Source organism: Curvibacter sp. CHRR-16 (assembly GCF_018474005.1).
Classification (GTDB): Bacteria; Pseudomonadota; Gammaproteobacteria; order Burkholderiales; family Burkholderiaceae_C; genus Allorhodoferax.
In genome coordinates this window covers 182914-207196 of sequence record NZ_JAHCSH010000005.1, presented here as the reverse complement: position 1 = coordinate 207196, position 24283 = coordinate 182914, and the positions used below count along the sequence as shown (strand labels likewise).

Below are 24283 nucleotides of genomic sequence, written 5' to 3'. Positions count from 1 at the left end.
ATTCCTAGCGAGGATCGCGGTCACGGGTGCGGCTGGAGTCGCGGCTGCGCGAATCGTTGCCCAAACTGTTGCTAGCAGTGCCAGCGGCACCACTTGCACTGGTATCCGAGGTTGCCGATGCAGGGTTGCTAACGGCACTTCCAACTGATACAGATGAGGTGCTTTGCATGATTTTGTCCAAAGGCAAATACAACAGATTGCCGTTCTGACGCGAGTCCACAATCACCTTCGTCACATTGCTGTATATCTGTTGCATGGTGTCCAAGTACATGCGGTCACGCAGCACTTGCGGTGCTTTCTGGTATTCGGTCAATACCGAACGGAAACGCTGCGCATCGCCTTCTGCTTGAGCCACTACACGGGCTTTGTATGCTTGCGCCTCTTCTTTCAATCGAGACGCCGTCCCCACTGCACGGGGAATCACATCATTGGCATATGCTTCGGCTTCGTTTTTGGTACGTTCGCGTTCTTGCCCTGCTTTGAGAACATCATCAAAAGACGCCTGCACTTGTTCAGGTGGGCGAACACCGCCTTGCTGCAAATTGATGCCAACGACTTCAACGCCCACGTGGTAGCGATCCAGAATTTTTTGCATCAATTCGCGCACACGGGGAGCTATCTGGTCACGCTCTTCTGACAGCGCTGCATCCATTCGCATTTTGCCCACTACTTCACGCACAGCAGTTTCTGCCGCTTGCACCACGGCCTCAGACGGGTTTTTGCTCTCGAACAAATAAGCACGCGCATCACTCAATCGATACTGCACTGCAAATTTGATATCCAGAATATTTTCATCCTCAGTCAGCATTGCAGACTCTTTCAAGCCCGTGGCCTTGAGCACACTGTCTCGGCCAATGTCCAAAGAACGAATTTGGCTAACAAAGACTGTCTCGTGGCGTTCAATCGGATACGGCAAACGCCAGTTCACACCAGCACCCACGGTTGACTTGTATTTCCCAAATTGGGTGATGACAGCTTGTTGGCCTTCTTGGACGATAAAAAAGCCCGTTCCCAACCATAGCAGCAACAAAATGCCAGCGATCGTTCCAGCCATTCCCCATACAGGCCCATTTCTGCCCGGAGTAGGCGGCTGAGAACCGCCCCCTTTGCCCAGCAATGCAGCGAATTTGCGATTCAGATCACGCCAAAATTCATCCAAGTCTGGAGGGCCATCTTGTTGGCTTTGCTGCGGGCGTATAGGGCGCTGTTCTTCTGGTTTGTCCGATGAATCACCAACAACGGGCTTGCCTGATGACGAACTGTCATCACCACGCCCCCAGCGGGGATCATTCAAATTGAACATGCCTGGTAGCCGTGCTCCCCATTCAGCCAGGCGGAGCTTGAGTGCAAAAAAAGTCATTCGCATTAACCTCTATAGGTAGGCTTTACATTGTGCCGAATTCGGCGGCATCCCCGGCGTACTCAGGGCTATTTCTCGTTGCAGCGATAGCGGCCAACTTGATTCGCAACACGTCCAGGCCCATATTGCGCATGGCGCTGACAAAAACACGCGGAACCTGCAGGCCGTCAATATCGTAAAAATCTTCCATGACAGCCGGCATGCGCTCGGCAGGCAATCGATCTACCTTATTGAAAACCAACAACTGCGGGATATCTTGGGCACCAATTTCCGCCAACACCTGCTGTACCTGCCCTACTTGTTCAGGGAAATTAGGATTGGATGCATCGACCACATGCAGCAGCAAATCAGCGTCTATTGCTTCTTGCAAGGTGGCTTGAAAGGCATCCACTAAACCGTGTGGCAAATCGCGAATAAACCCCACCGTATCGGACAAAGACACTGAACGTCCAGCCTGCGCCAAATACAACTGGCGCGTGGTGGTATCCAATGTGGCGAACAGTTGGTCAGCAGCGTACGCTTGCGCTTTTACCAAAGCATTAAAAAGCGTGGACTTTCCTGCATTGGTATATCCGACCAAGGAAATATTGAACGCATCACGACGCTCTCGCTGGCGGCGCTGAGTTTGACGCTGTTTGCGCACCTTGGCCAACCGCTCCTTTGTGCGCTTGATTGCATCGGCAATCATCCGTCGATCCAACTCAATTTGGGTTTCACCAGGACCACCACGGGTACCAATCCCACCCCGTTGTCGCTCCAAGTGGGTCCAGCGGCGAACCAATCGGGTGCTGAGGTATTGGAGTCGTGCCAATTCAACTTGCAATTTGCCTTCATGGCTGCGTGCACGTTGGGCAAATATTTCCAGTATCAGGTATGTCCTGTCGTTAACAGGCAAACCCAATGCGCGTTCAAGATTGCGTTGTTGCCCCGGACTCAGACTTTGGTCAAACAGCACCTCACTGGCACCATGTATCCGAGCTAACTCGGCAATTTCTTCGGCCTTACCCTGACCGACGAACAGCGCCGGATCAGGCGCTCTGCGCTTACACGTGATGCGTGCAACAGGATCGAGCCCTGCCGTCTGAGCCAACAAGCCAAGTTCTTCGAGTTCGGAGTCAAAAAACGGCTTCCCAAAATCAACCCCCACCAGCACTGTGGCTGTGGGGGTTTTTTCCATAGCAGTCAAAGTAGAAAGCTATTAAGCAGTGGGTTCAGCTTCGTTACCCAAGCTCAAATTCACAGCACGGCCGGGTACGATGGTGGAAATGGCATGCTTGTAAACCATTTGCGTCACAGTGTTGCGCAACAAAACGACGTATTGGTCAAAGGACTCAATCTGGCCTTGCAGCTTGATGCCGTTTACCAAGTAGATGGAGACTGGCACATGCTCACGACGCAGGGCATTTAGGAATGGGTCTTGCAAAAGTTGACCTTTATTGCTCACGATATTCTCCGTGTTCAAGAGTTTTTGAAATGGAGCGTGACGATACCACACTGGAGCCCCCTTAGGGATGAAGGACAATACAGTCATATTTTCCATAGAACATCCATGTCTCTGTTTCCCTACGCTTTGCTGCGCCCAGCGCTATTTGCTCTCGACCCTGAAAAGGCCCATGAAACCACGCTGCATCTGCTGCAACATACGCAAAACACCCCATTGCAAAAGCTGTATGCAGCGAAGCAAGTGCAAAAGCCCGTGCAAATAGCCGGTTTGACCTTCCCGAACCGTGTTGGTATGGCGGCTGGCCTAGACAAAAATGCCCTGTGCATTGATGGATTGGCCGCCATGGGATTTGGCTTTGTCGAAGTGGGGACTGTTACCCCACTGGGGCAATCTGGTAACGCCAAACCACGACTGTTCCGCTTGCCACAAGCCCGCGCCTTGATCAACCGCATGGGTTTTAACAATGATGGGTTGGATGCGTTTGTGCGCAACGTTCAGCAAGCTCGCCAGCGCCAGCGCATCATTTTGGGACTCAATATTGGCAAAAATGCCAGCACGCCTATTGACAAGGCAAGCGACGACTATTTGAAGTGCTTAGAGGGTGTTTACGCCCATGCTGACTACATCACTGTCAACATTTCTAGCCCTAACACAAAAAATTTGCGCGAACTACAAAACGATGAAGCATTGGACAAGCTGCTCAGCACACTGGACAGCGCCAGCATTCGCTTGGCGCATACGCACGGCAAGCGCAAACCAATTTTTCTCAAAATTGCTCCTGATTTGAACACCGAGCAAATTCAGTCTATAACCCATACGCTGCTGCGATATGGGGTTGCAAATGGTGCCACCAACCAGCACTGGGGCGTGATTGCGACCAATACCACCTTGTCACGCCAAGCTGTTGAAGGTTTGCCATACGCCACTGAGACTGGTGGCTTATCGGGGGCACCAGTGCGAGCAGCCAGTACCGCCGTCATACGCCAACTGCGTGTCGGCTTAGGCCCCGACTTTCCCATCATTGGCGTTGGGGGAATATTCTCTGCCGAGGATGCACGCGAAAAAATAAAAGCAGGTGCTGACCTCGTGCAAATTTATACAGGACTCATTTACCAAGGCCCATCTTTGGTGTCATCTATTGCCAAGGCACTATAACCATGAGCACTGACAACCTCCCCTTCGAGGAATCCGCTCGCCCTTACGCCCAAGCGGTAGAAAAGGCTGTATTGCGTAACCTCAACCTGCGCACAGGCATGGCCATTCAATTTCGCAAATTGGCGGCAGGTGCCAGTAAACGCGAGGGACAGTTTTACGGGGCAATTGATGGCAAGGGGGTCATGCTCGGCCCCAATGAAAAAGAAGACTTGGGCCTCAAGCAAGACGACATATGCATCGTGCGCGGCTTTACGGGCGTATACGAATTTTCGTTTGTCAGCAAAGTCTTGCAGATATTCAGCACGCCATTCCCCTACGCGCTGCTCGCCTATCCCGCAACAGTGGATGCGCAACGCGCTCGCCAGTCCATGCGCACTCCTTGCGTATGGCCTGTAGTCGTGCAAGCCGCTGCTGAAAAAATATTGGCGCAGACGGTGGATTTGAGCCCACACGGCGCCATGCTCTCAAGCGGTCAACCATTGGGGCGCGTGGGAGACTGCTTGTCGTTGCAGTTGCAAGTCACCATAGAAGGCAACGCAAGTAGCATTGGGCTGCTGGGCAATATTCGCCATCAGTCACAAACACCCGGAAGCAGTTCCTACATCAGCGGTGTTGCATTCCAAGCCACGGGAGAGCAAGAGAAACTAATGCTGCACTACCTCTGTCAAAAGTAGTGCAGACGCCAAGCCAGTTTGCTTGGCGTTCGGTCTAGCAATTAGGCAACGACCTTGGCAATCGCTTGGCACACATAATCAATATTCTTGCTATTGAGTGCCGCTACACACATACGACCTGTATCAGTGCCATAAACACCAAATTCAGAGCGCAAACGCACCATTTGGTCTTTATTCAAACCAGAGTAGCTAAACATACCAATCTGACTGGTGATGAAGCCCATGTCTTGCTTAACGCCTGCTGCCTTGAGCCCATCCACAAGCTTTTGGCGCATGGCTTTGATGCGCACACGCATGTCGCCCAACTCTTTTTCCCACAAAGCACGCAATTCTGGGTTATTCAAGACAGCAGCGACAACTGCACCGCCATGTGTTGGAGGATTGGAGTAATTGGTGCGAATCACGATCTTCAACTGGCTCAGCACACGTGCGCACTCCTCTTTGTCAGCACATACAACAGACAAAGCCCCAACACGCTCGCCATAGAGGCTGAAGCTCTTGGAGAAAGAGGTTGAAACGAAAAAATTCAAACCTGCTGCAACAAACTTGGTCACCACAGCACCGTCTTCTGCAATGCCATGGCCAAAACCTTGGTATGCCATATCCAAGAAAGCGGTCAGGCCGCGCGCCTTGACCACAGCGATCACTTGATCCCACTGGGCCGGAGTGATGTCATAACCCGTAGGATTGTGGCAACAAGCGTGCAAGACAACCACCGTCCCTGCAGCAGCTGCATTCAAACTGGCCAACATGCCTTCGAAGTTCACGCCACGGCTTGCTGCATCGTAGTAAGCGTAGGTGTCCACAACAAAACCTGCATTGGTGAACAACGCGCGATGATTTTCCCAGCTAGGGTCAGAGATCAACACCTTGGCAGAAGGATTGAGTTTCTTCAAAAAATCCGCACCAATTTTCAAACCACCTGTGCCGCCCAACGCCTGCACAGTGGCTACGCGCCCCTCGGCCAGCACCGGACTGTCTGCGCCAAAAACCAATGTTTTGACCGCATTGTCATAGGCGGCAATGCCATCGATAGGCAAATAGCCACGCGCTGCAGGCTTGTCCATCAGCGTTTTTTCTGCTGCTTGCACGCATTGCAGCAAAGGCAGCTTGCCGTTGTCATCGAAGTAAACACCCACGCCCAAATTGACTTTATTGGGATTGGTGTCAGCAGCGAATTGCTCGTTCAAACCCAGAATCGGGTCGCGAGGGGCCATTTCAACGGCGGTGAACAAAGACATGTGTGTACCTGTAGATGGTTGAAAAATAAGTCTTGCTGCACACCTTTGGTGCAGCAAGGGAGAATTTTAACAATCCAGCGCGAGTTACGGGCTTCCCCCGTAAACTTGAAAGTTTTAGCCACGGAGCGACCCTTTGAGCGCCGACACTGCAGCCCCCTCTAGCGCACATGTAGTGCGGTTCCCGGATTCCCCGTTTGAACTGCACCAACCTTATCCCCCTGCTGGTGATCAACCAGAAGCAATAGAGAAGTTGGTTTCCGGCATTCAAGATGGTGAGGTGTTCCAAACCCTCCTAGGCGCAACAGGTACCGGCAAGACCTTCACTATGGCCAACGTGATTGCCCGCCTTGGTCGCCCTGCGATTGTGTTTGCCCCCAACAAAACGTTGGCAGCACAACTCTATAGTGAATTTCGCGAATTTTTCCCCACCAATGCAGTGGAGTATTTCGTCAGCTACTACGACTATTACCAACCTGAGGCCTACGTACCGCAACGCGATTTATTCATTGAAAAAGACAGTGCCATCAATGAACACATTGAGCAGATGCGCTTGTCCTGCACCAAGAGCCTACTGGAGCGGCGTGATGTGGTGATCGTGGCCACCGTGTCGGCCATCTACGGCATCGGCAATCCCCAGAGCTACCACCAAATGGTGATGACACTGCGCATCGGAGACCGCATGGGGCAGCGCGACATGATCACCCAGCTAGTGCGCATGCAGTACCAGCGCAATGACTTGGACTTTGGCCGCGGCACATTTCGCGTACGCGGTGACACGGTCGATATTTTCCCGGCCGAGCACAGCGAACTGGCCCTGCGGGTGGAGCTCTTTGACGATGAAATCGAATCATTGCAGCTATTTGACCCGTTAACGGGCAAGCTACGCCAGCGCATTGCACGCTTCACGGTTTACCCTAGTAGCCACTACGTGACGCCGCGCGAACAAGTGCTAGTGGCAGTCGACGGCATTAAGCAAGAACTCAAAGAACGACTGACCCAATTCCACGGCATGGGCAAGCTGGTAGAAGCCCAGCGCTTGGAGCAGCGCACCCGTTTTGATTTGGAAATGCTTGTCGAAGTAGGTCACTGCAAAGGCATTGAAAACTACAGCCGCCATTTGAGCGGAGCGGCCCCAGGCGAGGCACCACCAACCCTGACAGACTACCTTCCCCGGGATTCAGTCATGTTTTTGGACGAAAGCCACGTACTAGTTGGCCAGTTGGGGGCCATGTACAACGGTGACCGCTCGCGCAAAACCACCCTCGTCGAATACGGCTTTCGCTTACCCAGCGCACTGGATAACCGCCCACTTAAGTTTGAAGAGTTTGAAACCAAGATGCGCCAAGTGGTGTTTGTCTCTGCTACGCCAGCAGAGTACGAAAAGACGCACTCCGGTCAAATCGTAGAACAAGTGGTACGCCCAACAGGCTTGGTAGACCCCGAGGTAGAGGTTCGCCCCGCCACCCACCAAGTAGACGATGTACTGCAAGAAATTCGCCTGCGCGCAGATAAGAAAGAGCGCGTGCTGATCACCACCCTGACCAAGCGCATGGCTGAACAGTTGACCGACTATCTGACTGAGAACGGTGTCAAAGTCCGCTACCTGCACTCGGACATAGACACCGTAGAGCGGGTGGAAATCATTCGCGATTTGCGTCTAGGAGAATTTGACGTCTTGGTTGGTATCAACTTGCTGCGCGAAGGTCTAGATATTCCGGAAGTCTCTTTGGTTGCCATTTTGGATGCGGACAAAGAAGGTTTTTTGCGCTCAGAACGCTCATTGATCCAAACCATAGGCCGTGCAGCGCGCAATCTACACGGCAAAGCCATTTTGTACGCTGACCGAGTGACTGACTCCATGCGCAAAGCTATGGATGAAACCGAGCGTCGGCGTATCAAGCAGATAGCCCACAACACCCAGCACGGCATCGTGCCAAAGGGCATTGTCAAACAGGTGCGCGACCTGATTGACGGCGTTTACAGCGAGAAGTCTGAAAAAGCCGCGCAGAGACAAGAACAAGCTGCTCTGCAAATGGCCGAATTAGTGGATATGAGCGAAAAAGACCTATCCAAGGAAATCAAGCGCTTGGAAAAACTCATGATGGAACATGCACGCAACTTGGAGTTTGAGAAAGCAGCACGCATTCGTGACCAATTGGCGCAGCTCAAAGAACGCACTCTCGGGGCTACTGGACACGACATCATCTCCTGAATATTGCCCCTGCTGGCCACACGGGAAAACCCGGCATAACCCGACAGATTTGGTGGGTTATCGGCTATACTTGAGCAACTTAATCAACCAATTCCTCCGAGGAGTTTGCGATGCGACTGACTACCAAGGGCCGATTCGCCGTGACAGCGATGATTGATCTGGGTTTGCGCCAAAGCGCAGGCCCCGTCACGCTGGCGGCCATCAGTCAACGCCAACAAATCTCCCTCTCTTACCTCGAACAACTGTTTGGCAAGCTGCGCCGACATGAACTGGTGGAGTCCACCCGAGGCCCCGGTGGCGGCTACACCTTGGCTCGCAAGGCGAGCGATATCACGGTGGCCGATATCATTTCCTCGGTGGATGAACCCATCGATGCCACCCAATGTGGGGGTAAAGAAAATTGCCATAACGATGGGGCCCGCTGCATGACCCATGATTTATGGGCCAGCCTCAACGCACGCATGCTCGAATTTCTGGCTTCGGTCACATTGCAAAAACTGGTAGACGACCAATTGGCCAAGGGCTTGCAAATAGACAACAAGCCGCTGGTCAAAAAAGCCATTTCCGATATGCCTGCTATACAGCCCATGCGCGCCAATGGCCCCAATTCGGTGTTCGCCTTGGGCAACACACTCGTTAAAAACTGAGAAAACCATGAGCACTACGCCCCACTTCCCTATTTACATGGACTACAGCGCCACAAGCCCTTGTGACGAACGCGTCGTAGATGCCATGATTCCTTGGTTACGCGAACACTTTGGCAACCCAGCATCCCGCAGTCATGCATGGGGCTGGGAAGCTGAGGCAGCCATCGAAAAGGCGCGCAACCAAGTAGCAGCACTCATCAATGCAGATTCGCGGGAAATTGTGTGGACCTCTGGTGCCACAGAATCCAACAACTTGGCACTCAAGGGTGCGGCCCACTTCTACCAAACCAAGGGCAAGCACATCATCACCGTCAAGACAGAACACAAAGCTGTGCTAGACACTTGCCGTGAATTGGAACGCCAAGGTTTTGATGTGACCTATTTGGATGTGAAAGACAATGGCCTGCTCGATTTGGACAAATTCACAGCTGCCATTCGGCCAGACACCATCTTGGCGTCCGTCATGTTTGTGAACAACGAAATCGGCGTCATCCAAGATGTGGCTGCTATTGGCAGCGTTTGTCGAGACAAAGGGATTATTTTCCATGTCGATGCAGCCCAAGCCACTGGCCGTGTAGCAATTGATATGGCGCAATTGCCTATCGATTTGATGAGTCTGACATCGCACAAGACTTATGGACCTAAAGGCATCGGTGCTTTATTTGTGCGCCGCAAGCCCCGTGTGCGCTTAGAAGCCCAGATGCATGGCGGTGGCCATGAGCGCGGCATGCGCAGCGGCACACTGCCTACCCACCAAATTGTGGGCATGGGTGAGGCCTATGCGATTGCCAAAGCCGAAATGGCCCAAGAAAACGCCCGTGTACAAGCACTGCACGACCGTCTGTTGAAGGGGTTGCAAAGCATTGAGCAGGTATTCATTAATGGCAGCTTGGAGCGTCGGGTGCCCCACAACCTGAACATCAGCTTCAACTACGTCGAAGGCGAGTCACTGATGATGGGCATCAAAGGTTTGGCTGTTAGCAGCGGCTCTGCATGCACATCGGCCAGCTTGGAGCCCAGTTATGTGCTGCGCGCTTTGGGCCGCAGCGATGAACTGGCACATAGCAGCTTGCGTATCACCATTGGACGCTGGACCACTGAAGCGGATATCGACTACGCCATTCAAACCATTACCCACAACGTTGCCAAACTGCGTGAACTCAGCCCCCTGTGGGATATGTACAAAGATGGCATCGACATCTCCACCATCCAATGGGCTGCACACTGATTACACAAGGATAGAACCATGGCCTACTCTGAAAAAGTCATTGACCACTACGAAAATCCCCGCAATGTTGGTGCTTTTGAAAAAGGTGACGACACCGTTGGCACCGGGATGGTGGGTGCACCCGCCTGCGGTGATGTGATGAAGCTCCAAATCAAGGTCAACCCGTCTACTGGAGTGATTGAAGATGCACGCTTTAAGACTTATGGCTGTGGATCTGCAATAGCGTCGTCCTCACTGGTTACCGAATGGGTAAAGGGCAAAACCTTGGATCAAGCAATGGCGCTCAAAAACAGCCAAATCGCTGAAGAACTTGCTCTGCCACCAGTCAAAATTCACTGCTCGATCTTGGCAGAAGATGCCATCAAAGCGGCGGTGGAAGACTACAAGAAAAAGCACCAAGGCTAATCCCACATGTCTATCTCCTTGACTCAAGCTGCTGCACGCCACGTAACCCGCTACATGGCCAAACGCGGTCATGGCGTTGGTGTGCGTTTGGGCGTTAAAACGACTGGTTGCTCGGGGCTTGCTTATCAGCTGGAATATGTGGATGAACCTCTGAGCGAAGATTTGGTATTCGAGTCTAATGCTGTCAAGGTGTTCATAGACCCCAAAAGCTTGGCTTACCTCAATGGTACTGAGCTGGACTATGTGCGCGAAGGCCTTAATGAAGGCTTTCGCTTCAACAACCCCAATGAACGTGATCGCTGCGGCTGTGGCGAATCTTTCCGCGTGTGAACCTGCAAGACAATGATTTCACCCTGCTTGGGGTGCCCAAACGTTTTGCACTGGATGCAATGGTGCTCGACCAGCAGTGGAAAAGCCTTTTGCGCCAAATTCACCCAGATAAATTTGCAACCGACAGTTCGATTGCTCAGCGCTTATCTATGCAATGGTCGGTGCGTGTGAATGAAGCCTACCAACGGTTGAAATCACCGCTCAAACGGGCATGCTACATGTGCGAACTGGCTGGTGTGCCCATCCAAGCAGAGAGCAATACCAGCATGCCCGCCCATTTCTTGATGCAGCAAATGCAATGGCGTGAAGACTTGGATGGAGCATCTACCTCAGGTGATTTGGAAAACTTGCTGGCTGATGTGCTTGCTGCCCAAAAGGAATGTGAAGCAACGGTATCCAATGCACTGGACCATGAACCGGCACAACCACTACTGGCTGCACAAACGGTACGCGCATGGATGTTTGTCGACAAATTTCGCCAAGACGTATTGCGCCGTATCAACACACTTTGATTGTCTGACACAGCATGGCTTTATTGCAAATCTCGGAACCAGGCCACTCCCCTAATCCACATGGCAGACGCTTGGCTATAGGTATCGACTTGGGCACCACCCACTCGTTGGTCGCTTCTGTGCGCCATGGTGTAGCAGAGTGCCTGCCCGATACTCAAGGCCGCTATTTGCTACCCAGCGTGGTTCGCTACATCGATGCCAAACAACGGCAAATTGGCTGGGATGCCCATAGCGCGCGAAGCGCGGATCCTGCAAACACCATTTACTCGGTCAAGCGATTAATGGGTCGCTCCTTGAGCGATGTTCCCCATGCATCAACTTTGCCGTATGACTTGGTTCAAGCCAAGGAGTCGGACAAAGGCATGGTTCTAGTTGCAACAGCAGCAGGTCACAAAAGTCCTGTTGAAGTGAGTGCAGAAATTCTGGCGACCCTGCGCCAGCGTGCGGAAGACAGTTTCGATGACGAGGTTTATGGTGCTGTGATTACCGTGCCGGCCTACTTCGATGATGCCCAACGCCAAGCCACTAAAGACGCAGCGCAACTGGCTGGGTTGAATGTTCTGCGTTTACTCAATGAACCCACTGCCGCTGCGATCGCATACGGCTTGGACAATGCTGCCGAGGGAATCTATGCAATTTACGATCTGGGCGGTGGGACTTTTGATATATCCATACTGCGCCTAACAGCTGGAGTATTTGAAGTACTTTCAACTGGTGGAGACTCAGCACTGGGAGGAGATGACTACGATCGCCTGCTAGCTCAATGGTTGTGCGCTCTAATTGGCGTCAATCCAACCACAGCAGAGCATAAATCAGCCATTCAAGAGGAAGCTAAGCGCGTCAAAGAGCAGCTCACCACCCAAACAGCGGTAACAGCTCAATGGGTTGTGGACAGCCAGCGTTATTCGACAGAAGTCAGCCAAGAGCAGTTTGCATCCATCGTGCGATCACTGACAGACAGCACCCTGCATGCGGTACGCAAGGCATTGATGGATGCACAACTCACCAAGCATGACATCAAAGGCGTTGTTATGGTGGGGGGCTCTACCCGGATGCCTTGCATACAAAAGGCTGTCGCAGACTATTTTGGACAGCAGCCACTCACTAATTTGAACCCAGACGAAGTAGTCGCACTGGGTGCTGCAATTCAAGCCAATCAATTGGCGGGCAACAATCCATCGGGTGATTTGCTGCTGCTAGATGTCATTCCATTGTCTTTGGGGATTGAGACCATGGGCGGTTTGGTTGAGCGCATCATTCCGCGCAACCAAACGATTCCTGTCGCCATGGCTCAGGACTTCACAACCTACCAAGACGGCCAAACCGCGTTAGCCCTGCATGTTGTGCAGGGTGAACGCGATATGGTTTCAGACTGCCGTAGCCTAGCCCGCTTCGAACTACGGGGCATTCCCCCCATGGTGGCTGGTGCAGCACGCATACGGGTTACCTTCACTGTCGATGCAGATGGTCTGCTGCATGTCAGTGCGCAGGAGCAAATCAGTGGAGTTGAGGCACGCATCAACGTCAAACCATCGTATGGACTATCGGATGAGGCGATCGCCCAGATGCTGCAGGATGGTTTTGCCACAGCAGAAAATGATATGCAGCAGCGTGCAGTGGTAGAGGCTCGCTTGGATGCCCAGCGCCTTGTTCTCGCAACCCAAACCGCCTTGGATGCAGATGCAGAGTTATTAACCGAAAGTGAGCTTTCTGATATAGAGGCCGCAATGTCCGCCCTACAAAGGCTAATCAATGTCAGTAACAATGCTGCTGAATTAGAAAATGCCACAGAGGCCTTGGCCCATGCAACAGAAAACTTTGCAGCCACACGGATGAACAGAAGTATTGCCCAAGCGCTCGCCGGGCAAAAAATTGATACCCTTTAACACATGCCATCCATACAAGTACTACCCCACCCTACGCTTTGTCCTCATGGCAGCACCATCGAGGCAGCACCTGGCACAACGGTTTGCGAGGCATTGCTGGAAAATGGCATAGAAATTGAACATGCATGCGATATGAGTTGCGCTTGTACCACCTGCCATGTGGTCATCAAAGAAGGCTTGCACTCCTTAAATGCCGCTGACGAAACGGAAGAAGATTTGCTCGACAAAGCATGGGGGTTGACCGCTCAGTCTCGTTTGGGTTGCCAAGCAGTGATCAGCAATACCAATTTGGTAGTTGAAATTCCGAAATACACGATCAATCACGCGCGCGAGAACCACTGAATGCGTCAAATCGTTCTGGATACCGAAACAACCGGCTTATCACCCAATGACGGTGATCGCCTAATTGAGCTAGGCTGCGTTGAATTGGTCAATCGCAAGCTCACTGGTAACAACCTGCACATTTATGTGAATCCTGAACGGGAAAGCCATCCCGATGCGCTGCGCGTGCACGGCATCACCAGTGCCTTCTTAGCTGACAAACCCAAATTCCACGAGGTGGTGGAACAGATTTTGGAATACCTGCATGGTGCTGATGAGGTTCTGATCCACAACGCACCATTTGACGTAGGATTTTTGAACAAAGAATTCCAACTGGTTGGCAAAGGCAAATTCATCGAGCATGTAGCGAAAGTTGTCGATACCTTGGCCATGGCCAAACAGATGTTCCCAGGCAAACGCAACGGTCTGGATGCACTGTGCGATCGACTAGAAGTAGATAACTCGGGGCGTACACTGCACGGCGCGCTCTTGGATGCCGAACTACTGGCCGATGTGTATATCAATATGACACGAGGGCAAAACGCCCTGTCAATTGACGAAGAAGAAGATACGCCACAAGCAGTCGTTGAACTTGAAGCGATTGATTACAGCCAATTTGATCTTCCGATTCTGCGAGCCAACGAGCAAGAGTGTTCTGCCCACGAAGAAATTTTGGCCAATCTAGACAAAGCGACTGGAAACAAGACTCTTTGGCGAAAGCACCAAGAAATCAGTATATAATCTAGGTCTTCCCTGATTACAGGGCGATTAGCTCAGTGGTAGAGCACTGCATTCACACTGCAGGGGTCACATGTTCGAACCATGTATCGCCCACCAAATTCAAGCCCCGCCTAGTGCGGGGCTTTTTACTGACTGTCTTCTGCTGCCAACAGAAGGGTTTTCACTAATCAGTAACTTCTCAACGAGTAATACACTAGAAATACATCGTCTGACGTCCGACTACGTTAGCGGTGTCTGTTCAACTTTGTGAGACAACTGACATGCAGCATTTCAAACACTCTCTTATTCCTTTGGCTTTGTGCGCAGTGGCCACTGCAGCAAATGCCCAGAGCAATATCACTACTGGCAACGATGCAGTACAAATGAGCATTTCTGGTCGAATTGATCTGGAAATGCTCAACAAGTACTCCTTGAGCACCACCAACAACACAACGGGAACGCAAGAGGCAATAGATGATGGCTCAACAGGCCGAATCAAGTTTTCTGGAACATCCAAGATTAGCGATGATCTGAATAGCTTCTTTGATTTGGAATTGCGCGCCAAATTCGACAGCGGGACTCAAGATGACTCTACAGCTCTATTTAAAGACAAAGCATGGGTTGGCTTGAATAGCGTCAAGTACGGCACGATGCGCATGGGACGCATGTCTGGACCACTGAATGACATCGTGGTTGCCGGTCGTTATGAAGCATTTGGTGGTGATAGTTATGCATCGATGGGAAGTCGCCAAGCTTCCGCCACGGACAAATGGAATAACGCTTTTAACTACCAGACTCCTGTTTTTGATGGTTTTGCAGCCGGATTCACATTCCGCAAAGGTGAATCTGCAACAGCAGCTAATTCAGCTGGTTTTTATGGCACATACGCTAATCCTGCAGGTACAGGTTTAGGTTTATCAGTCGGTTGGCAGCAAGAACAAGACAGTGTATACACCACCGCCATGAATGACATGGAAACAGCTGGTTTGGGTATCAACTACAAGTTTTCCAATAATGTGACAATTATGTCGACTTGGGCTCGTACATCACGCTTGGGCCAAAATGACAACCTGTCCAACACCACTTTCACCGCTGGTGCTAAGGTTCCATATGGACCTGGTGAAATTCGTGTCTCTTACGAAAACATCGATATGAGCGGTGCCTTCAGTACCGAAGTCGATAAAGAGCTTGTTAGCATTGGTTACCACTGGCCTCTGAACAAGAGCACCAGCGTGAACTTCTCATTGAAGAATGAAAAGAACAAGAACTTCAATTCTGACGGTTCTGACAAAAACACCGTCCAAGGTACTGGCTACGGTGTTGGCTTGCGCATGGCTTTCTAAGCAGCCAAGCTCTATAAAAAGCCACCCTCGGGTGGCTTTTTTGTTAGAGCAATTGCTTCTTAGTGAAACTGTTCTTCTTCGGTAGAACCAGTCAGCGCCTTCACAGAGGAAGAACCGCCCTGGATCACGGTGGTCACGTCGTCGAAGTAACCCGCGCCCACTTCCTGTTGGTGAGACACAAAGGTGTAACCCTTGTCACGTGCGGCGAACTCGGGCTCTTGCACCATGTTGACGTAGTGCTTCATGCCTTCGCCATTGGCGTATGCATGGGCGAACTGGAAGGTGTTGAACCAGTTGATATGTATGCCTGCCAAGGTAATGAACTGGTACTTGTAACCCAGCGCTGACAGCTCGTCTTGGAAGCGGGCAATCGTTTTTTCATCCAAGTTTTTCTTCCAGTTGAAGCTGGGCGAGCAGTTATAGCTCAGCAGCTTTCCGGGACAAGCGGCGTGCACTGCTTGGGCAAATTCACGTGCGAAACCTAGGTCTGGTGTACCCGTTTCACACCACACCAAATCGGCGTAGGGTGCATAGGCCACACCACGGCTAATGGCTTGCTCAAGCCCATTGCGCACGCGGTAGAAACCTTCTTGGGTGCGCTCACCTGTTAAGAATGGTTTGTCATTCGCATCGTGGTCGCTGGTAATGAGGTTGGCGGCTTCCGCATCGGTGCGTGCCAGCACAATGGTAGAGACCCCCATCACATCGGCTGCGAATCGTGCGGCGATCAGTTTTTCCACTGCTTCTTGGGTTGGTACTAGCACTTTCCCGCCCATGTGCCCGCATTTTTTGACAGCGGCCAGTTGGTCTTCAAAGTGAACACCGGCAGCGCCTGCAGCAATCATGTTTTTCATCAGCTCAAAGGCATTGAGCACACCACCAAAACCGGCTTCTGCGTCGGCAACGATGGGCAAGAAAAAGTCCACAAAGTCTTTGCTTCCTGGTTCGATGCCACGGCCCCACTGGATTTCGTCTGCCCGTTTGAACGTGTTATTGATGCGGCGAACCATGGTTGGAACGGAGTCGTAGGCATACAGCGACTGGTCTGGGTACATGGTTTCACTGGTGTTGCCATCAGCGGCAACTTGCCAACCAGACAAATAAACGGCTTCTAAGCCCGCCTTCGCTTGCTGCATGGCTTGTCCGGCAGAAATGGCACCAAACGCATTCACATAACCTTTTTTAGCGCCTCCGTTGACCAAGTCCCAGAGCTTCTCTGCACCACGCTTGGCCAATGTGTATTCCGGCTGCAAGGAACCACGCAAGCGAACGACATCAGCAGCGCTGTAACCGCGCTTCACGCTTTTCCAACGTGGGTTTTGTTGCCAGTCTTTTTCCAGTGCTTCTACCTGCTGCTGACGGCTCAGTTGGTTGTTCAGATTGCTCATGTTGCTCTCCACAGTGGTTGATGATGGATCAATTCTATGTCTTATATAAGACATAAGACAAAATAAAAAAGCAACGCAACGAATAAATAACCCAATAAAATCAACTACTTAACAGTGCATTCCACATTAAAAAAATACAAATCACCATAGAGAATGAAGATGACTGCATTTCAATTTGCATTTTTCGCAATGCAAAAAGAAAAATGGCCTGATGAAAATCAGGCCATGAAAGCAAGCAACAACAAACTCAGAGCACCGTGCGCAGCTTAATCCACGTGGTTTTGAGCTCCGTGTACTTGTCAAATGCATGCAAGGACTTGTCGCGCCCTATGCCACTTTGCTTGAAACCACCAAAGGGAACCGTGATGTCATCTTCGTCATAAGAATTCACATGCACCGTCCCCACACGCAGCATGCGCGCTACGGTATGGGCTTTGTTGATATCTGCCGTCCATACACCTGCATTCAGGCCGTAGCTGCTGTCATTGGCCATACTTACAGCCTGCTGTGCATCGGTAAAGCGAAAAACACCCAGCACAGGGCCAAAAATTTCTTCGCGCGCTATGCGCATGGAGGGAGAGACGCCAGCAAACACGGTTGGCTCCACATAAAAGCCACCACTGTTTTGCAGGGCTTGTTGGCCTCCCCCTAACAGTTGAGCGCCCTGCTCCAGCCCGCTTTGGATATAGCCCATCACGGTCTGTAGCTGGATGTTGTCGACCAAAGCCCCCATGGTGGTCTCGGGCAAACGGGGGTCTGCAGGTTGGTAGTCCTGCAAGCGTTGCTGCAGCCGCTCTACAAACTGGTCGTAAATACCGTCTTGCAGCAGTAAACGCGAGGGGGCGTTGCAGCTCTGCCCTTGGTTAAAAAACATGGCCGATGCGGCAGCGTCCACCGCCGCTTGCAGATCAGGGCAGTCCGCGAACACGATATTGGGCGATTTGCCCCCCAACTCAGTCCAAGCCCGCTTGAGATTGCTTTGGCCGGCCATAACGTGGATTTGCTTACCGACGCGCGTAGATCCCGTAAAAGCAATGCAATCCACATCCATGTGCAGTGCCAAAGGCGTACCAGCTTTGGGGCCCGTGCCAGGCACAACATTAAAAACACCCTCGGGCAGTCCCGCCTGCACTGCCAGTTCGGCCAAGCGCAAGGCGGTCAGCGGAGATTTTTCGCTGGGTTTGAGCACAACCGAATTGCCACTGGCCAAAGCAGGCCCCAGTTTCCAAGCGGCCATGATCATGGGGTAGTTCCAAGGAACGATCACCCCGACCACCCCCAAAGCTTCACGGGTGATGAGTGCCAGAGCAGCATCGCCCGTGGGGGCGATTTCGTCGTACACCTTGTCGCAGGCTTCGGCATACCAGCGTATGCAGTTGACCGTACTGCGCACATCGACCGATTTGGCATAGCGCACGGGTTTGCCCATGTCCAAGGTTTCCATGAGTGCCAATTCGTCGGCATGCGCAGCAATCAAGTCCGCCCATTGCAGCATGATTTTTTTGCGCTGTGCAGGCGCTTGCCCCGCCCAACGGCGGTCATTGAAAGCGCGCCGAGCAGCCGCAACTGCGGCATCAATATCCGGCGCATCACCATCGGCCACTTGGCAAATGATGCGCCCATCCACGGGGGAGATGTCATCAAACGTTTGACCGCTGAGAGCTGCACAACGTTGACCATGGATAAATGCGCGACCGTCTAGCTGTAAGCTGGCGCTGGATGACATAAACCGCTCCTTGTTTAGCGCGATGGTGCGCTGGCTAACTCTTGGCGAATGGCTGCAGCCACCTCCCGTTCGCGACGGCGAGTTTGCCGTGCCACCCATACGCTATAGCCCACAATCACAACTGTCACCGTGGCAATGAGCAAAGTAGCTGCAGCGTAAATAGTAGGGTTGATACCGCGGCGGGCGTAACCAAAAATCACTTGTGGCAAGGTGTTTACCCCTGGTCCCGAGAGAAATTCAGAAATCACCACATCGTCAAACGACAAGGTAAATGACAGCAAGAACGCAGCCAAAATGCCTTGCGCAATATTGGGCAAAGTGACCAAGAAGAACACTTGGTAAGGCTTGGCCCCCAAGTCCATGGCGGCCTCTTCTAAGGATCGGTTCATTTCCTGCAAGCGAGATTGCACCACCACCATGCCATAGGCCATACCCAGCAAGGTGTGCCCGAGGATGATGGTCAGCATGCCGCGCTCAGGCCAACCCAAGAAGTGCTGCGCCCCCACCATCAGCAGCAGCAGCGACAAACCAATGATCACCTCCGGCATGACCAATGGCGCATTGACCATGCCCGAAAAGACCGTGCGGCCAATAAAGCGTTGGTAGCGCACCAGCACAAAAGCGGCAAAAGTACCCAAAATAGCCGATAGCACTCCGGTCACCAAAGCCACCTGGAAAGACAGCCAGAAGCCCTCCACGATTTTGGTATCACGCGTGAGTGCCTCGTACCAGCGCAGCGAAAAGCCAGTGAAATGCGCATCTTGCCGGGTGCTGTTGAACGAGAACACCACCATGAACACCAAGGGCATATACAAGAACAGGTAGCACAAGGCCATCCAGAGCTTGCCAAAATGCTTGTTTGCTATATTTTTCATAGCGCCTCCAGCTTTATTGACGGGCTTCAGCGGCCGATTCGCCACTGTAGTAGTAGTACAGCGACAAGGGCACGATAATCAGACCAATCATCACCACCGACAGTGCCGTCGCGCGGGGCCAGTTGTTGCTGGTGAACATTTCATCCCACACCACGCGGCCGATCATGATGTTCTCTGGCCCCCCCAAGAGCGAGGGGATCACGAATTCGCCTACACAGGGAATGAACACCAACATGAAGCCTGCCACGATGCCAGCCTTGGACAGTGGCACCGTGATCAACCAAAACGCCTTGAATGGTGTGGTGCCTAAGTCATACGCCGCTTCGAGCAGACGGAAATCCATCTTCACCAAGTTGGCATACAGCGGCAGCACCATGAAAGGCAAGTACACGTAGGTCATGCCCACCAGCATGGACACATTGGTGTACAGCATCTGAATCGGCTCATGGATGATGCCCAGCGCCATTAGCACTTGGTTGACCACGCCTTGATCGGCCAAGATGCCTTTCCATGCGTAGACGCGCAACAAGAAAGAGGTCCAAAACGGCAGCATCACCATCATCAACAATGCTGGCCGAACACTGGGGCGCGAGCGCGCCATGAAGTAAGCAAAGGGGTAGCCAATAAACAAGCACAACGCCGCCGTGCAGAAGGCATACCACACCGAGCGCAAATACGCCTCAATGTAAATGGTGTGGAACAAACGGCCATCTTCTGCGCTGCGAAAGATAGACCAGTAGTTCTCGTACTTGAGGTGCAAAGTGCCAGTGGCGCTGTCCCACAAAGGCTTGAAGGGGTGGATATCGCCGCCCATGTCCACAAAGCTGATGTAAGCCAGAATCAGAAATGGCAGCAGAAAAAACACCACCAGCCAGGCAAATGGCACTCCAATCACGAAGCGGCGCCCCGGTACAGGCAAAGACAACTTAGCCATACAGTCCTCCTCGCTCAGTCGCGCAGCACGACGGCTGCGGTATCGTTCCACCAAAAGAAGACTTTGTCTTCCCACGTGATACTGCTTTGCTCTTGCCGATCGGTGTTGGCGCAAGTCACCTTCACCTTTTGACCCGATTCGGTCAGGACGATGTAGGTGTTGTACGACCCAAAGTAAGCAATCTCTTTGACCGTGCCGGTAAACAGGTTGTAAGACACACTGGGTTTGTCTTTGCTGATCTCGATTTTTTCGGGGCGTACTGCTACCGCTACAGGCATGTTCAGCGTACCGCTGATGCCGTGGCCTACATGGATATCGCCAATGCCCGTCGATGCAGCACAGCGATCGGGCTCATCCACCGTCAAACGCCCTTCGAACATATTCACCTGACCAATGAAGTCGGCCACAAAGCGGTTGGAGGGGTATTCGTAAATCTCTTCGGGCGAGCCTACTTGCAACACACGCCCTTTACTCATCACCGCGATGCGGTTGGCCATGGTCATGGCTTCTTCTTGGTCGTGGGTCACCATCACGCAGGTCACCCCCACCTGTTCGATGATGTTGACCAATTCAAACTGGGTCTGCTCGCGCAGCTTTTTGTCCAGCGCACCCAACGGTTCGTCTAGCAACAATAACTTGGGCCGCTTGGCCAAGCTACGGGCCAGCGCCACACGCTGCTGCTGCCCGCCCGAGAGCTGGTGCGGTTTGCGCTTGGCGTAAGCACCCAGTTGCACCAAATCCAGCATCTCCCCGACACGCTGCTTGATTTGGTCCTTGGGCATGCCTTCACGCTTGAGGCCAAAGGCCACGTTTTCCCAAATGTCCAAGTGCGGAAACAAGGCATAGCTCTGGAACATCATGTTGATGGGGCGCTGATAGGGCGGGAAATTGGCCACATCTTGCCCACCGAGCATGATGCGCCCCGATGTGGGGGTTTCAAAACCCGCCAGCATGCGCAGCAAAGTCGACTTGCCACAACCCGAGCTGCCCAGCAAGGCAAAAATTTCGCCTTGGGCGATGGACAGGGATACCTCATCCACCGCCGTAGTTTCATCAAAGCGCTTGATGACTTTTTCGGTGACCAAATAATTTGCTTGACCGGATTGCACTGGCATGTTCGACCTTTTCCTTGTGTGACCGCATGAAAAAGGGGCTGTTGATACCGCAGTACAAACAGCCCCAGACTAGCGGTCTAGTACCCGACTATGTTATTTGCCCTTCTTGAAGGCGTTGTAGGCCGCAGCCAATGCCTCACGTGCTTCGTTGGAGAAGCTGCTAGGAGGAATCATCTTACCCATGTAATCAGCGTCCACAAAGATGGTCTTGTTGGCCGTGATTTCAGGATTGACCTTGGCTGTCGCAGCCTTATTGGCATTGGGGTAACCCATGTCATTGGTCATGCGGGCTGCACTCTCTGCACGCAGGTAGTAATCGATGAACTTGGCTGCGTTGTTGGGGTGCTTGGCGTCCTTGGTGATGGCCATGGAATCGATGAACAGCAGCGCGCCAGTGGAAGGCAGCAACGCTTCGATCACGTCCTTGGAACCATTTTCTTTGGCACGAGCAGCCGCTTGGTTGATGTCACCGGACCAACCGATAACAGCGCAAGCCTTGCCACCAGCGATGTCGTCAATCATGGTGGAGCTGAACAAACGGATGTCTTTGCGCACTTTACCCAACATGGCAGTGGCTTCTTTGTAGTCAGCCGCTTCGTTGGAGTAGGCGTTTTTGCCGATGTAGTGCAAAGCCACGGACATGATCTCGGACGGAGTGTCCAAGTAAGCAATACCACAAGATTTGAGCTTGCTGGTGTACTCGGGCTTGAACACCAAGTCCCAAGCGTTTTCTGGCAGAGGTGTCTTGCCCAAAGCTTTTTCGACCTTGGTGCGGTTGATACCCACCGTGGTAAAGCCCCAAGCCCATGGCACCAAGTGCTTGTTGTCGGGGTCAGCCTTGGCCAGTACTTGCATCACGGCTGGATCCAAATTAGCCCAATTGGGAATTTGGTCTTTCTTCAGAGGCTGGAACAGACCAGCTGCCACTTGCATGGGGCTGTAGCCACCAGCAGTACCTGGCACCACGATGTCGTAGCCTGTGTTGCCTGCTACCAGCTTGGCTTGCAGTGCTTCGTTGGTTTCGAATGTGTCGTAGTTGACCTTGATACCGGTTTCTTTTTCGAAATCGGCCACCATGCCCTCTGGGATGTAGTCAGGCCAGTTGTAGATGTTCAACACCTTCTCTTCAGTGTTGGCAGGCGCTGCTGGAGCGCTCGCTACAGGCGCAGCTGCTGCGGGCGCAGCAGGTGCTTCTTCCTTCTTGCCACAGGCCGCTAAAGCCACGACCGAGAAGGCAAAAGACCAGAGGTATTTGTTCATGGTGAGTCAATCTCCAGACAACGTTAAAAAAGGAAAAGTCCGTTTTTTGATAGCAAAAAACAGACCCGCAAAAGATTATAGGGACTCGGACAGCCAACCCAAGCGCTGCAGCTCTTTTTGCGTCAAATCCAGCACCAAAAATATGCGACGCATCAGTTCATCGATATCGGTCGGCGTCATCACCAAAGGAGGGGCCACGATCATGCGGTCTCCCACCGCACGCATGATGAGTCCGTTCTCAAAACAGAAACGGCGACACACCATGCCCACCGACAAGTCTGGTGCAAAGCGCTCCAAAGTGGTGCTGTTTTTAACCAGCACAAAACCACCCACAAAACCACAGGTTTGCGCCATGGCTACGAGCGGATGGGCATTGAGCTCGGCATAGCGACTGGCGAAATAGGCGCCCAGTTCACCACGCACTTTTTGCGGCAGTTGCTCCCGCTCCATGATGTCCAAGTTGGCCAAAGCCACTGCGCACGCTACTGGGTGGCCACTGTAGGTGTAGCCGTGATTGAATTCCCCACCCTTCTCTATCAGCACCTCGGCCACGCGGTTGCCCACCATCACCCCACCCAATGGGATGTAGCCACTGGTAATGCCTTTGGCAAAGGTCACCAAATCGGGCTTGTAACCAAAGCGCTCGTAGGCAAACCAGTAGCCCAAACGACCAAAGGCACAAATCACTTCGTCGCTGATGAGCAAGATGCCGTACTTATCGACAATGCGCTGGATCTCGGGCCAATAGCTGGCAGGAGGGATGATGACGCCACCGGCACCTTGCACAGGCTCTGCAATAAAGGCTGCCACTTTGTCGGGGCCGATTTCCAGAATCTTGTCTTCCAGCCAGCGCGCTGAGCGCAAACCAAAATCAGCCTCACTTTCCCCCTCTTGGCGCTTGTCCAAGTAATAGGGTTGATCGATGTGCACGATGTTCGGTATGGGTAAATCGCCTTGCGCATGCATGCCCGACATACCCCCCAGAGACGCCCCTGCCATGGTGCTGCCGTGGTAGGCGTTGTGGCGGCTGATGATGACCTTGCGCTGGGGCTGACCGAGCAAATCCCAATAACGACGCACCATGCGCACGTTGCTGTCATTGCTCTCGCTGCCGCTGCTGCTGTAGAAAACGTGGTTGAAAGAGCGATCGCCCACCTTGGGTGCCAAGCTGGCCAAACGGGCCGCCAAGCGCACAGCAGGTTCGTTGGTGGTTTGGAAAAAGCTGTTGTAGTACGGCAGCTTGAGCATCTGGTCGAACGCCGCCTGGGCCAACTCTCGCCGTCCGTAGCCCACATTCACACACCACAGCCCGCTCATGGCATCGAGCAGTTGGTGGCCTTCGGAGTCCCACACATAAATCCCCTCAGCGCGGGTCACCACCTTGGCACCGCGGCCCGAGAGGTCTTTGAAATCCGTGAAAGGGTGCAAATAGTGGGCACTATCGAGCTCTTGAATACTGGGGGTGTGCATAGGGTTGGTCATGGTGTGGCTTTCGTTGACTGGCTGG

The 24283-nt window shown here is 52.6% G+C and carries 23 protein-coding genes and 1 tRNA gene; 13 read left to right on the top strand and 11 right to left on the bottom strand.

Annotated elements, in window-relative coordinates:
• Window positions 1-4: 4 nt before the first annotated feature.
• The 3 genes from hflK to hfq are packed head-to-tail and all read right to left on the bottom strand — an operon-like array spanning window position 5 to window position 2804.
• Window positions 5-1360, bottom strand: a complete 1356-nt coding sequence (hflK, locus tag KIK84_RS12705) for an FtsH protease activity modulator HflK (RefSeq protein WP_250207954.1) — start codon at window positions 1358-1360, stop codon at window positions 5-7.
• A gap of 25 nt (window positions 1361-1385) precedes the next feature.
• Complete coding sequence (hflX, locus tag KIK84_RS12700) at window positions 1386-2537, bottom strand: GTPase HflX (protein WP_214123469.1); 1152 nt, start codon at window positions 2535-2537, stop codon at window positions 1386-1388.
• Window positions 2538-2558: 21 nt separating this feature from the next.
• Window positions 2559-2804, bottom strand: coding sequence for an RNA chaperone Hfq (gene hfq / locus KIK84_RS12695; RefSeq protein ID WP_502757558.1), 246 nt, complete (start codon window positions 2802-2804; stop codon window positions 2559-2561).
• Between the two features lie 105 nt (window positions 2805-2909).
• Here hfq and KIK84_RS12690 point away from each other — a divergent pair, with 105 nt between their 5' ends.
• Complete coding sequence (locus KIK84_RS12690; RefSeq protein ID WP_214123468.1) at window positions 2910-3959, top strand: quinone-dependent dihydroorotate dehydrogenase; 1050 nt, start codon at window positions 2910-2912, stop codon at window positions 3957-3959.
• Between the two features lie 2 nt (window positions 3960-3961).
• Complete coding sequence (locus KIK84_RS12685; RefSeq protein ID WP_214123467.1) at window positions 3962-4633, top strand: PilZ domain-containing protein; 672 nt, start codon at window positions 3962-3964, stop codon at window positions 4631-4633.
• Between the two features lie 41 nt (window positions 4634-4674).
• Here the strand turns inward: KIK84_RS12685 and KIK84_RS12680 are convergent, their stop codons facing one another.
• Window positions 4675-5874, bottom strand: coding sequence for an amino acid aminotransferase (locus KIK84_RS12680; protein ID WP_214123466.1), 1200 nt, complete (start codon window positions 5872-5874; stop codon window positions 4675-4677).
• A gap of 133 nt (window positions 5875-6007) precedes the next feature.
• Here KIK84_RS12680 and uvrB point away from each other — a divergent pair, with 133 nt between their 5' ends.
• The 11 genes from uvrB to KIK84_RS12625 all read left to right on the top strand — a co-directional run bounded on the left by uvrB (window position 6008) and on the right by KIK84_RS12625 (window position 15478).
• Window positions 6008-8086, top strand: coding sequence for an excinuclease ABC subunit UvrB (gene uvrB, locus KIK84_RS12675; RefSeq protein WP_250207953.1), 2079 nt, complete (start codon window positions 6008-6010; stop codon window positions 8084-8086).
• Window positions 8087-8196: 110 nt separating this feature from the next.
• Window positions 8197-8733 (top strand): Fe-S cluster assembly transcriptional regulator IscR, encoded by a 537-nt coding sequence (gene iscR / locus KIK84_RS12670; protein ID WP_214123465.1) that lies wholly within the window; start codon window positions 8197-8199, stop codon window positions 8731-8733.
• Between the two features lie 7 nt (window positions 8734-8740).
• A complete protein-coding gene (locus tag KIK84_RS12665) occupies window positions 8741-9961 on the top strand; it encodes an IscS subfamily cysteine desulfurase (protein ID WP_214123464.1) in 1221 nt (406 codons plus the stop codon).
• An 18-nt stretch (window positions 9962-9979) separates the two neighbouring features.
• Complete coding sequence (gene iscU, locus KIK84_RS12660; protein WP_214123463.1) at window positions 9980-10366, top strand: Fe-S cluster assembly scaffold IscU; 387 nt, start codon at window positions 9980-9982, stop codon at window positions 10364-10366.
• A gap of 6 nt (window positions 10367-10372) precedes the next feature.
• Window positions 10373-10696: an iron-sulfur cluster assembly protein IscA gene (gene iscA, locus KIK84_RS12655; RefSeq protein ID WP_214123462.1), complete on the top strand. Its 324-nt coding sequence runs from the start codon at window positions 10373-10375 to the stop codon at window positions 10694-10696.
• Window positions 10693-11208, top strand: coding sequence for a Fe-S protein assembly co-chaperone HscB (gene hscB, locus KIK84_RS12650; RefSeq protein ID WP_214123461.1), 516 nt, complete (start codon window positions 10693-10695; stop codon window positions 11206-11208). Before iscA ends, hscB begins: the two co-directional genes overlap by 4 nt.
• A gap of 14 nt (window positions 11209-11222) precedes the next feature.
• Window positions 11223-13094 (top strand): Fe-S protein assembly chaperone HscA, encoded by a 1872-nt coding sequence (hscA, locus tag KIK84_RS12645; protein ID WP_214123460.1) that lies wholly within the window; start codon window positions 11223-11225, stop codon window positions 13092-13094.
• A 3-nt stretch (window positions 13095-13097) separates the two neighbouring features.
• The gene (gene fdx / locus KIK84_RS12640) at window positions 13098-13436 is read left to right on the top strand and encodes an ISC system 2Fe-2S type ferredoxin (protein WP_214123459.1); all 339 of its coding nucleotides are present in this window, start codon (window positions 13098-13100) and stop codon (window positions 13434-13436) included.
• Window positions 13437-14156 carry a DNA polymerase III subunit epsilon gene (dnaQ, locus tag KIK84_RS12635; RefSeq protein ID WP_214123458.1) on the top strand — a complete coding sequence of 240 codons (720 nt, stop codon included), beginning with the start codon at window positions 13437-13439 and terminating at the stop codon, window positions 14154-14156. It abuts the gene before it with no gap.
• Window positions 14157-14177: 21 nt separating this feature from the next.
• Window positions 14178-14252: transfer RNA gene (locus KIK84_RS12630), tRNA-Val, on the top strand.
• Window positions 14253-14416: 164 nt separating this feature from the next.
• Window positions 14417-15478 carry a porin gene (locus KIK84_RS12625; RefSeq protein ID WP_214123457.1) on the top strand — a complete coding sequence of 354 codons (1062 nt, stop codon included), beginning with the start codon at window positions 14417-14419 and terminating at the stop codon, window positions 15476-15478.
• 59 nt (window positions 15479-15537) lie between these two features.
• On the opposite strand, the gene aceA is transcribed toward KIK84_RS12625, so the two are convergent.
• The 7 genes from aceA to KIK84_RS12590 all read right to left on the bottom strand — a co-directional run bounded on the left by aceA (window position 15538) and on the right by KIK84_RS12590 (window position 24258).
• Complete coding sequence (gene aceA, locus KIK84_RS12620; RefSeq protein WP_214123456.1) at window positions 15538-16866, bottom strand: isocitrate lyase; 1329 nt, start codon at window positions 16864-16866, stop codon at window positions 15538-15540.
• A gap of 247 nt (window positions 16867-17113) precedes the next feature.
• Complete coding sequence (locus KIK84_RS12615) at window positions 17114-18592, bottom strand: aldehyde dehydrogenase (RefSeq protein ID WP_214123455.1); 1479 nt, start codon at window positions 18590-18592, stop codon at window positions 17114-17116.
• Window positions 18593-18606: 14 nt separating this feature from the next.
• Window positions 18607-19467 (bottom strand): ABC transporter permease, encoded by an 861-nt coding sequence (locus tag KIK84_RS12610; protein WP_214123454.1) that lies wholly within the window; start codon window positions 19465-19467, stop codon window positions 18607-18609.
• A 13-nt stretch (window positions 19468-19480) separates the two neighbouring features.
• Complete coding sequence (locus KIK84_RS12605; protein WP_214123453.1) at window positions 19481-20401, bottom strand: ABC transporter permease; 921 nt, start codon at window positions 20399-20401, stop codon at window positions 19481-19483.
• Window positions 20402-20415: 14 nt separating this feature from the next.
• The gene (locus KIK84_RS12600; protein WP_214123452.1) at window positions 20416-21516 is read right to left on the bottom strand and encodes an ABC transporter ATP-binding protein; all 1101 of its coding nucleotides are present in this window, start codon (window positions 21514-21516) and stop codon (window positions 20416-20418) included.
• Between the two features lie 93 nt (window positions 21517-21609).
• Window positions 21610-22776, bottom strand: coding sequence for an extracellular solute-binding protein (locus KIK84_RS12595; RefSeq protein WP_214123451.1), 1167 nt, complete (start codon window positions 22774-22776; stop codon window positions 21610-21612).
• A gap of 75 nt (window positions 22777-22851) precedes the next feature.
• Complete coding sequence (locus KIK84_RS12590; RefSeq protein ID WP_214123450.1) at window positions 22852-24258, bottom strand: aspartate aminotransferase family protein; 1407 nt, start codon at window positions 24256-24258, stop codon at window positions 22852-22854.
• Window positions 24259-24283 lie beyond the last annotated feature (25 nt).

Bases quoted from the DNA above. Each gene is read 5' to 3' on its own strand.
- KIK84_RS12600 (WP_214123452.1), bottom strand. From the start codon at position 21,516: ATGCCAGTGCAATCCGGTCAAGCAAATTATTTGGTCACCGAAAAAGTC.
- KIK84_RS12615 (WP_214123455.1), bottom strand. From the start codon at position 18,592: ATGTCATCCAGCGCCAGCTTACAGCTAGACGGTCGCGCATTTATCCAT.
- dnaQ (WP_214123458.1), top strand. From the start codon at position 13,437: ATGCGTCAAATCGTTCTGGATACCGAAACAACCGGCTTATCACCCAAT.
- hscA (WP_214123460.1), top strand. From the start codon at position 11,223: ATGGCTTTATTGCAAATCTCGGAACCAGGCCACTCCCCTAATCCACAT.
- KIK84_RS12690 (WP_214123468.1), top strand. From the start codon at position 2,910: ATGTCTCTGTTTCCCTACGCTTTGCTGCGCCCAGCGCTATTTGCTCTC.
- hflX (WP_214123469.1), bottom strand. From the start codon at position 2,537: ATGGAAAAAACCCCCACAGCCACAGTGCTGGTGGGGGTTGATTTTGGG.
- KIK84_RS12665 (WP_214123464.1), top strand. From the start codon at position 8,741: ATGAGCACTACGCCCCACTTCCCTATTTACATGGACTACAGCGCCACA.
- KIK84_RS12595 (WP_214123451.1), bottom strand. From the start codon at position 22,776: ATGAACAAATACCTCTGGTCTTTTGCCTTCTCGGTCGTGGCTTTAGCG.
- KIK84_RS12605 (WP_214123453.1), bottom strand. From the start codon at position 20,401: ATGGCTAAGTTGTCTTTGCCTGTACCGGGGCGCCGCTTCGTGATTGGA.
- fdx (WP_214123459.1), top strand. From the start codon at position 13,098: ATGCCATCCATACAAGTACTACCCCACCCTACGCTTTGTCCTCATGGC.
- aceA (WP_214123456.1), bottom strand. From the start codon at position 16,866: ATGAGCAATCTGAACAACCAACTGAGCCGTCAGCAGCAGGTAGAAGCA.
- iscU (WP_214123463.1), top strand. From the start codon at position 9,980: ATGGCCTACTCTGAAAAAGTCATTGACCACTACGAAAATCCCCGCAAT.
- iscR (WP_214123465.1), top strand. From the start codon at position 8,197: ATGCGACTGACTACCAAGGGCCGATTCGCCGTGACAGCGATGATTGAT.
- KIK84_RS12625 (WP_214123457.1), top strand. From the start codon at position 14,417: ATGCAGCATTTCAAACACTCTCTTATTCCTTTGGCTTTGTGCGCAGTG.
- KIK84_RS12590 (WP_214123450.1), bottom strand. From the start codon at position 24,258: ATGACCAACCCTATGCACACCCCCAGTATTCAAGAGCTCGATAGTGCC.
- iscA (WP_214123462.1), top strand. From the start codon at position 10,373: ATGTCTATCTCCTTGACTCAAGCTGCTGCACGCCACGTAACCCGCTAC.
- KIK84_RS12610 (WP_214123454.1), bottom strand. From the start codon at position 19,467: ATGAAAAATATAGCAAACAAGCATTTTGGCAAGCTCTGGATGGCCTTG.
- KIK84_RS12685 (WP_214123467.1), top strand. From the start codon at position 3,962: ATGAGCACTGACAACCTCCCCTTCGAGGAATCCGCTCGCCCTTACGCC.
- hflK (WP_250207954.1), bottom strand. From the start codon at position 1,360: ATGACTTTTTTTGCACTCAAGCTCCGCCTGGCTGAATGGGGAGCACGG.
- KIK84_RS12680 (WP_214123466.1), bottom strand. From the start codon at position 5,874: ATGTCTTTGTTCACCGCCGTTGAAATGGCCCCTCGCGACCCGATTCTG.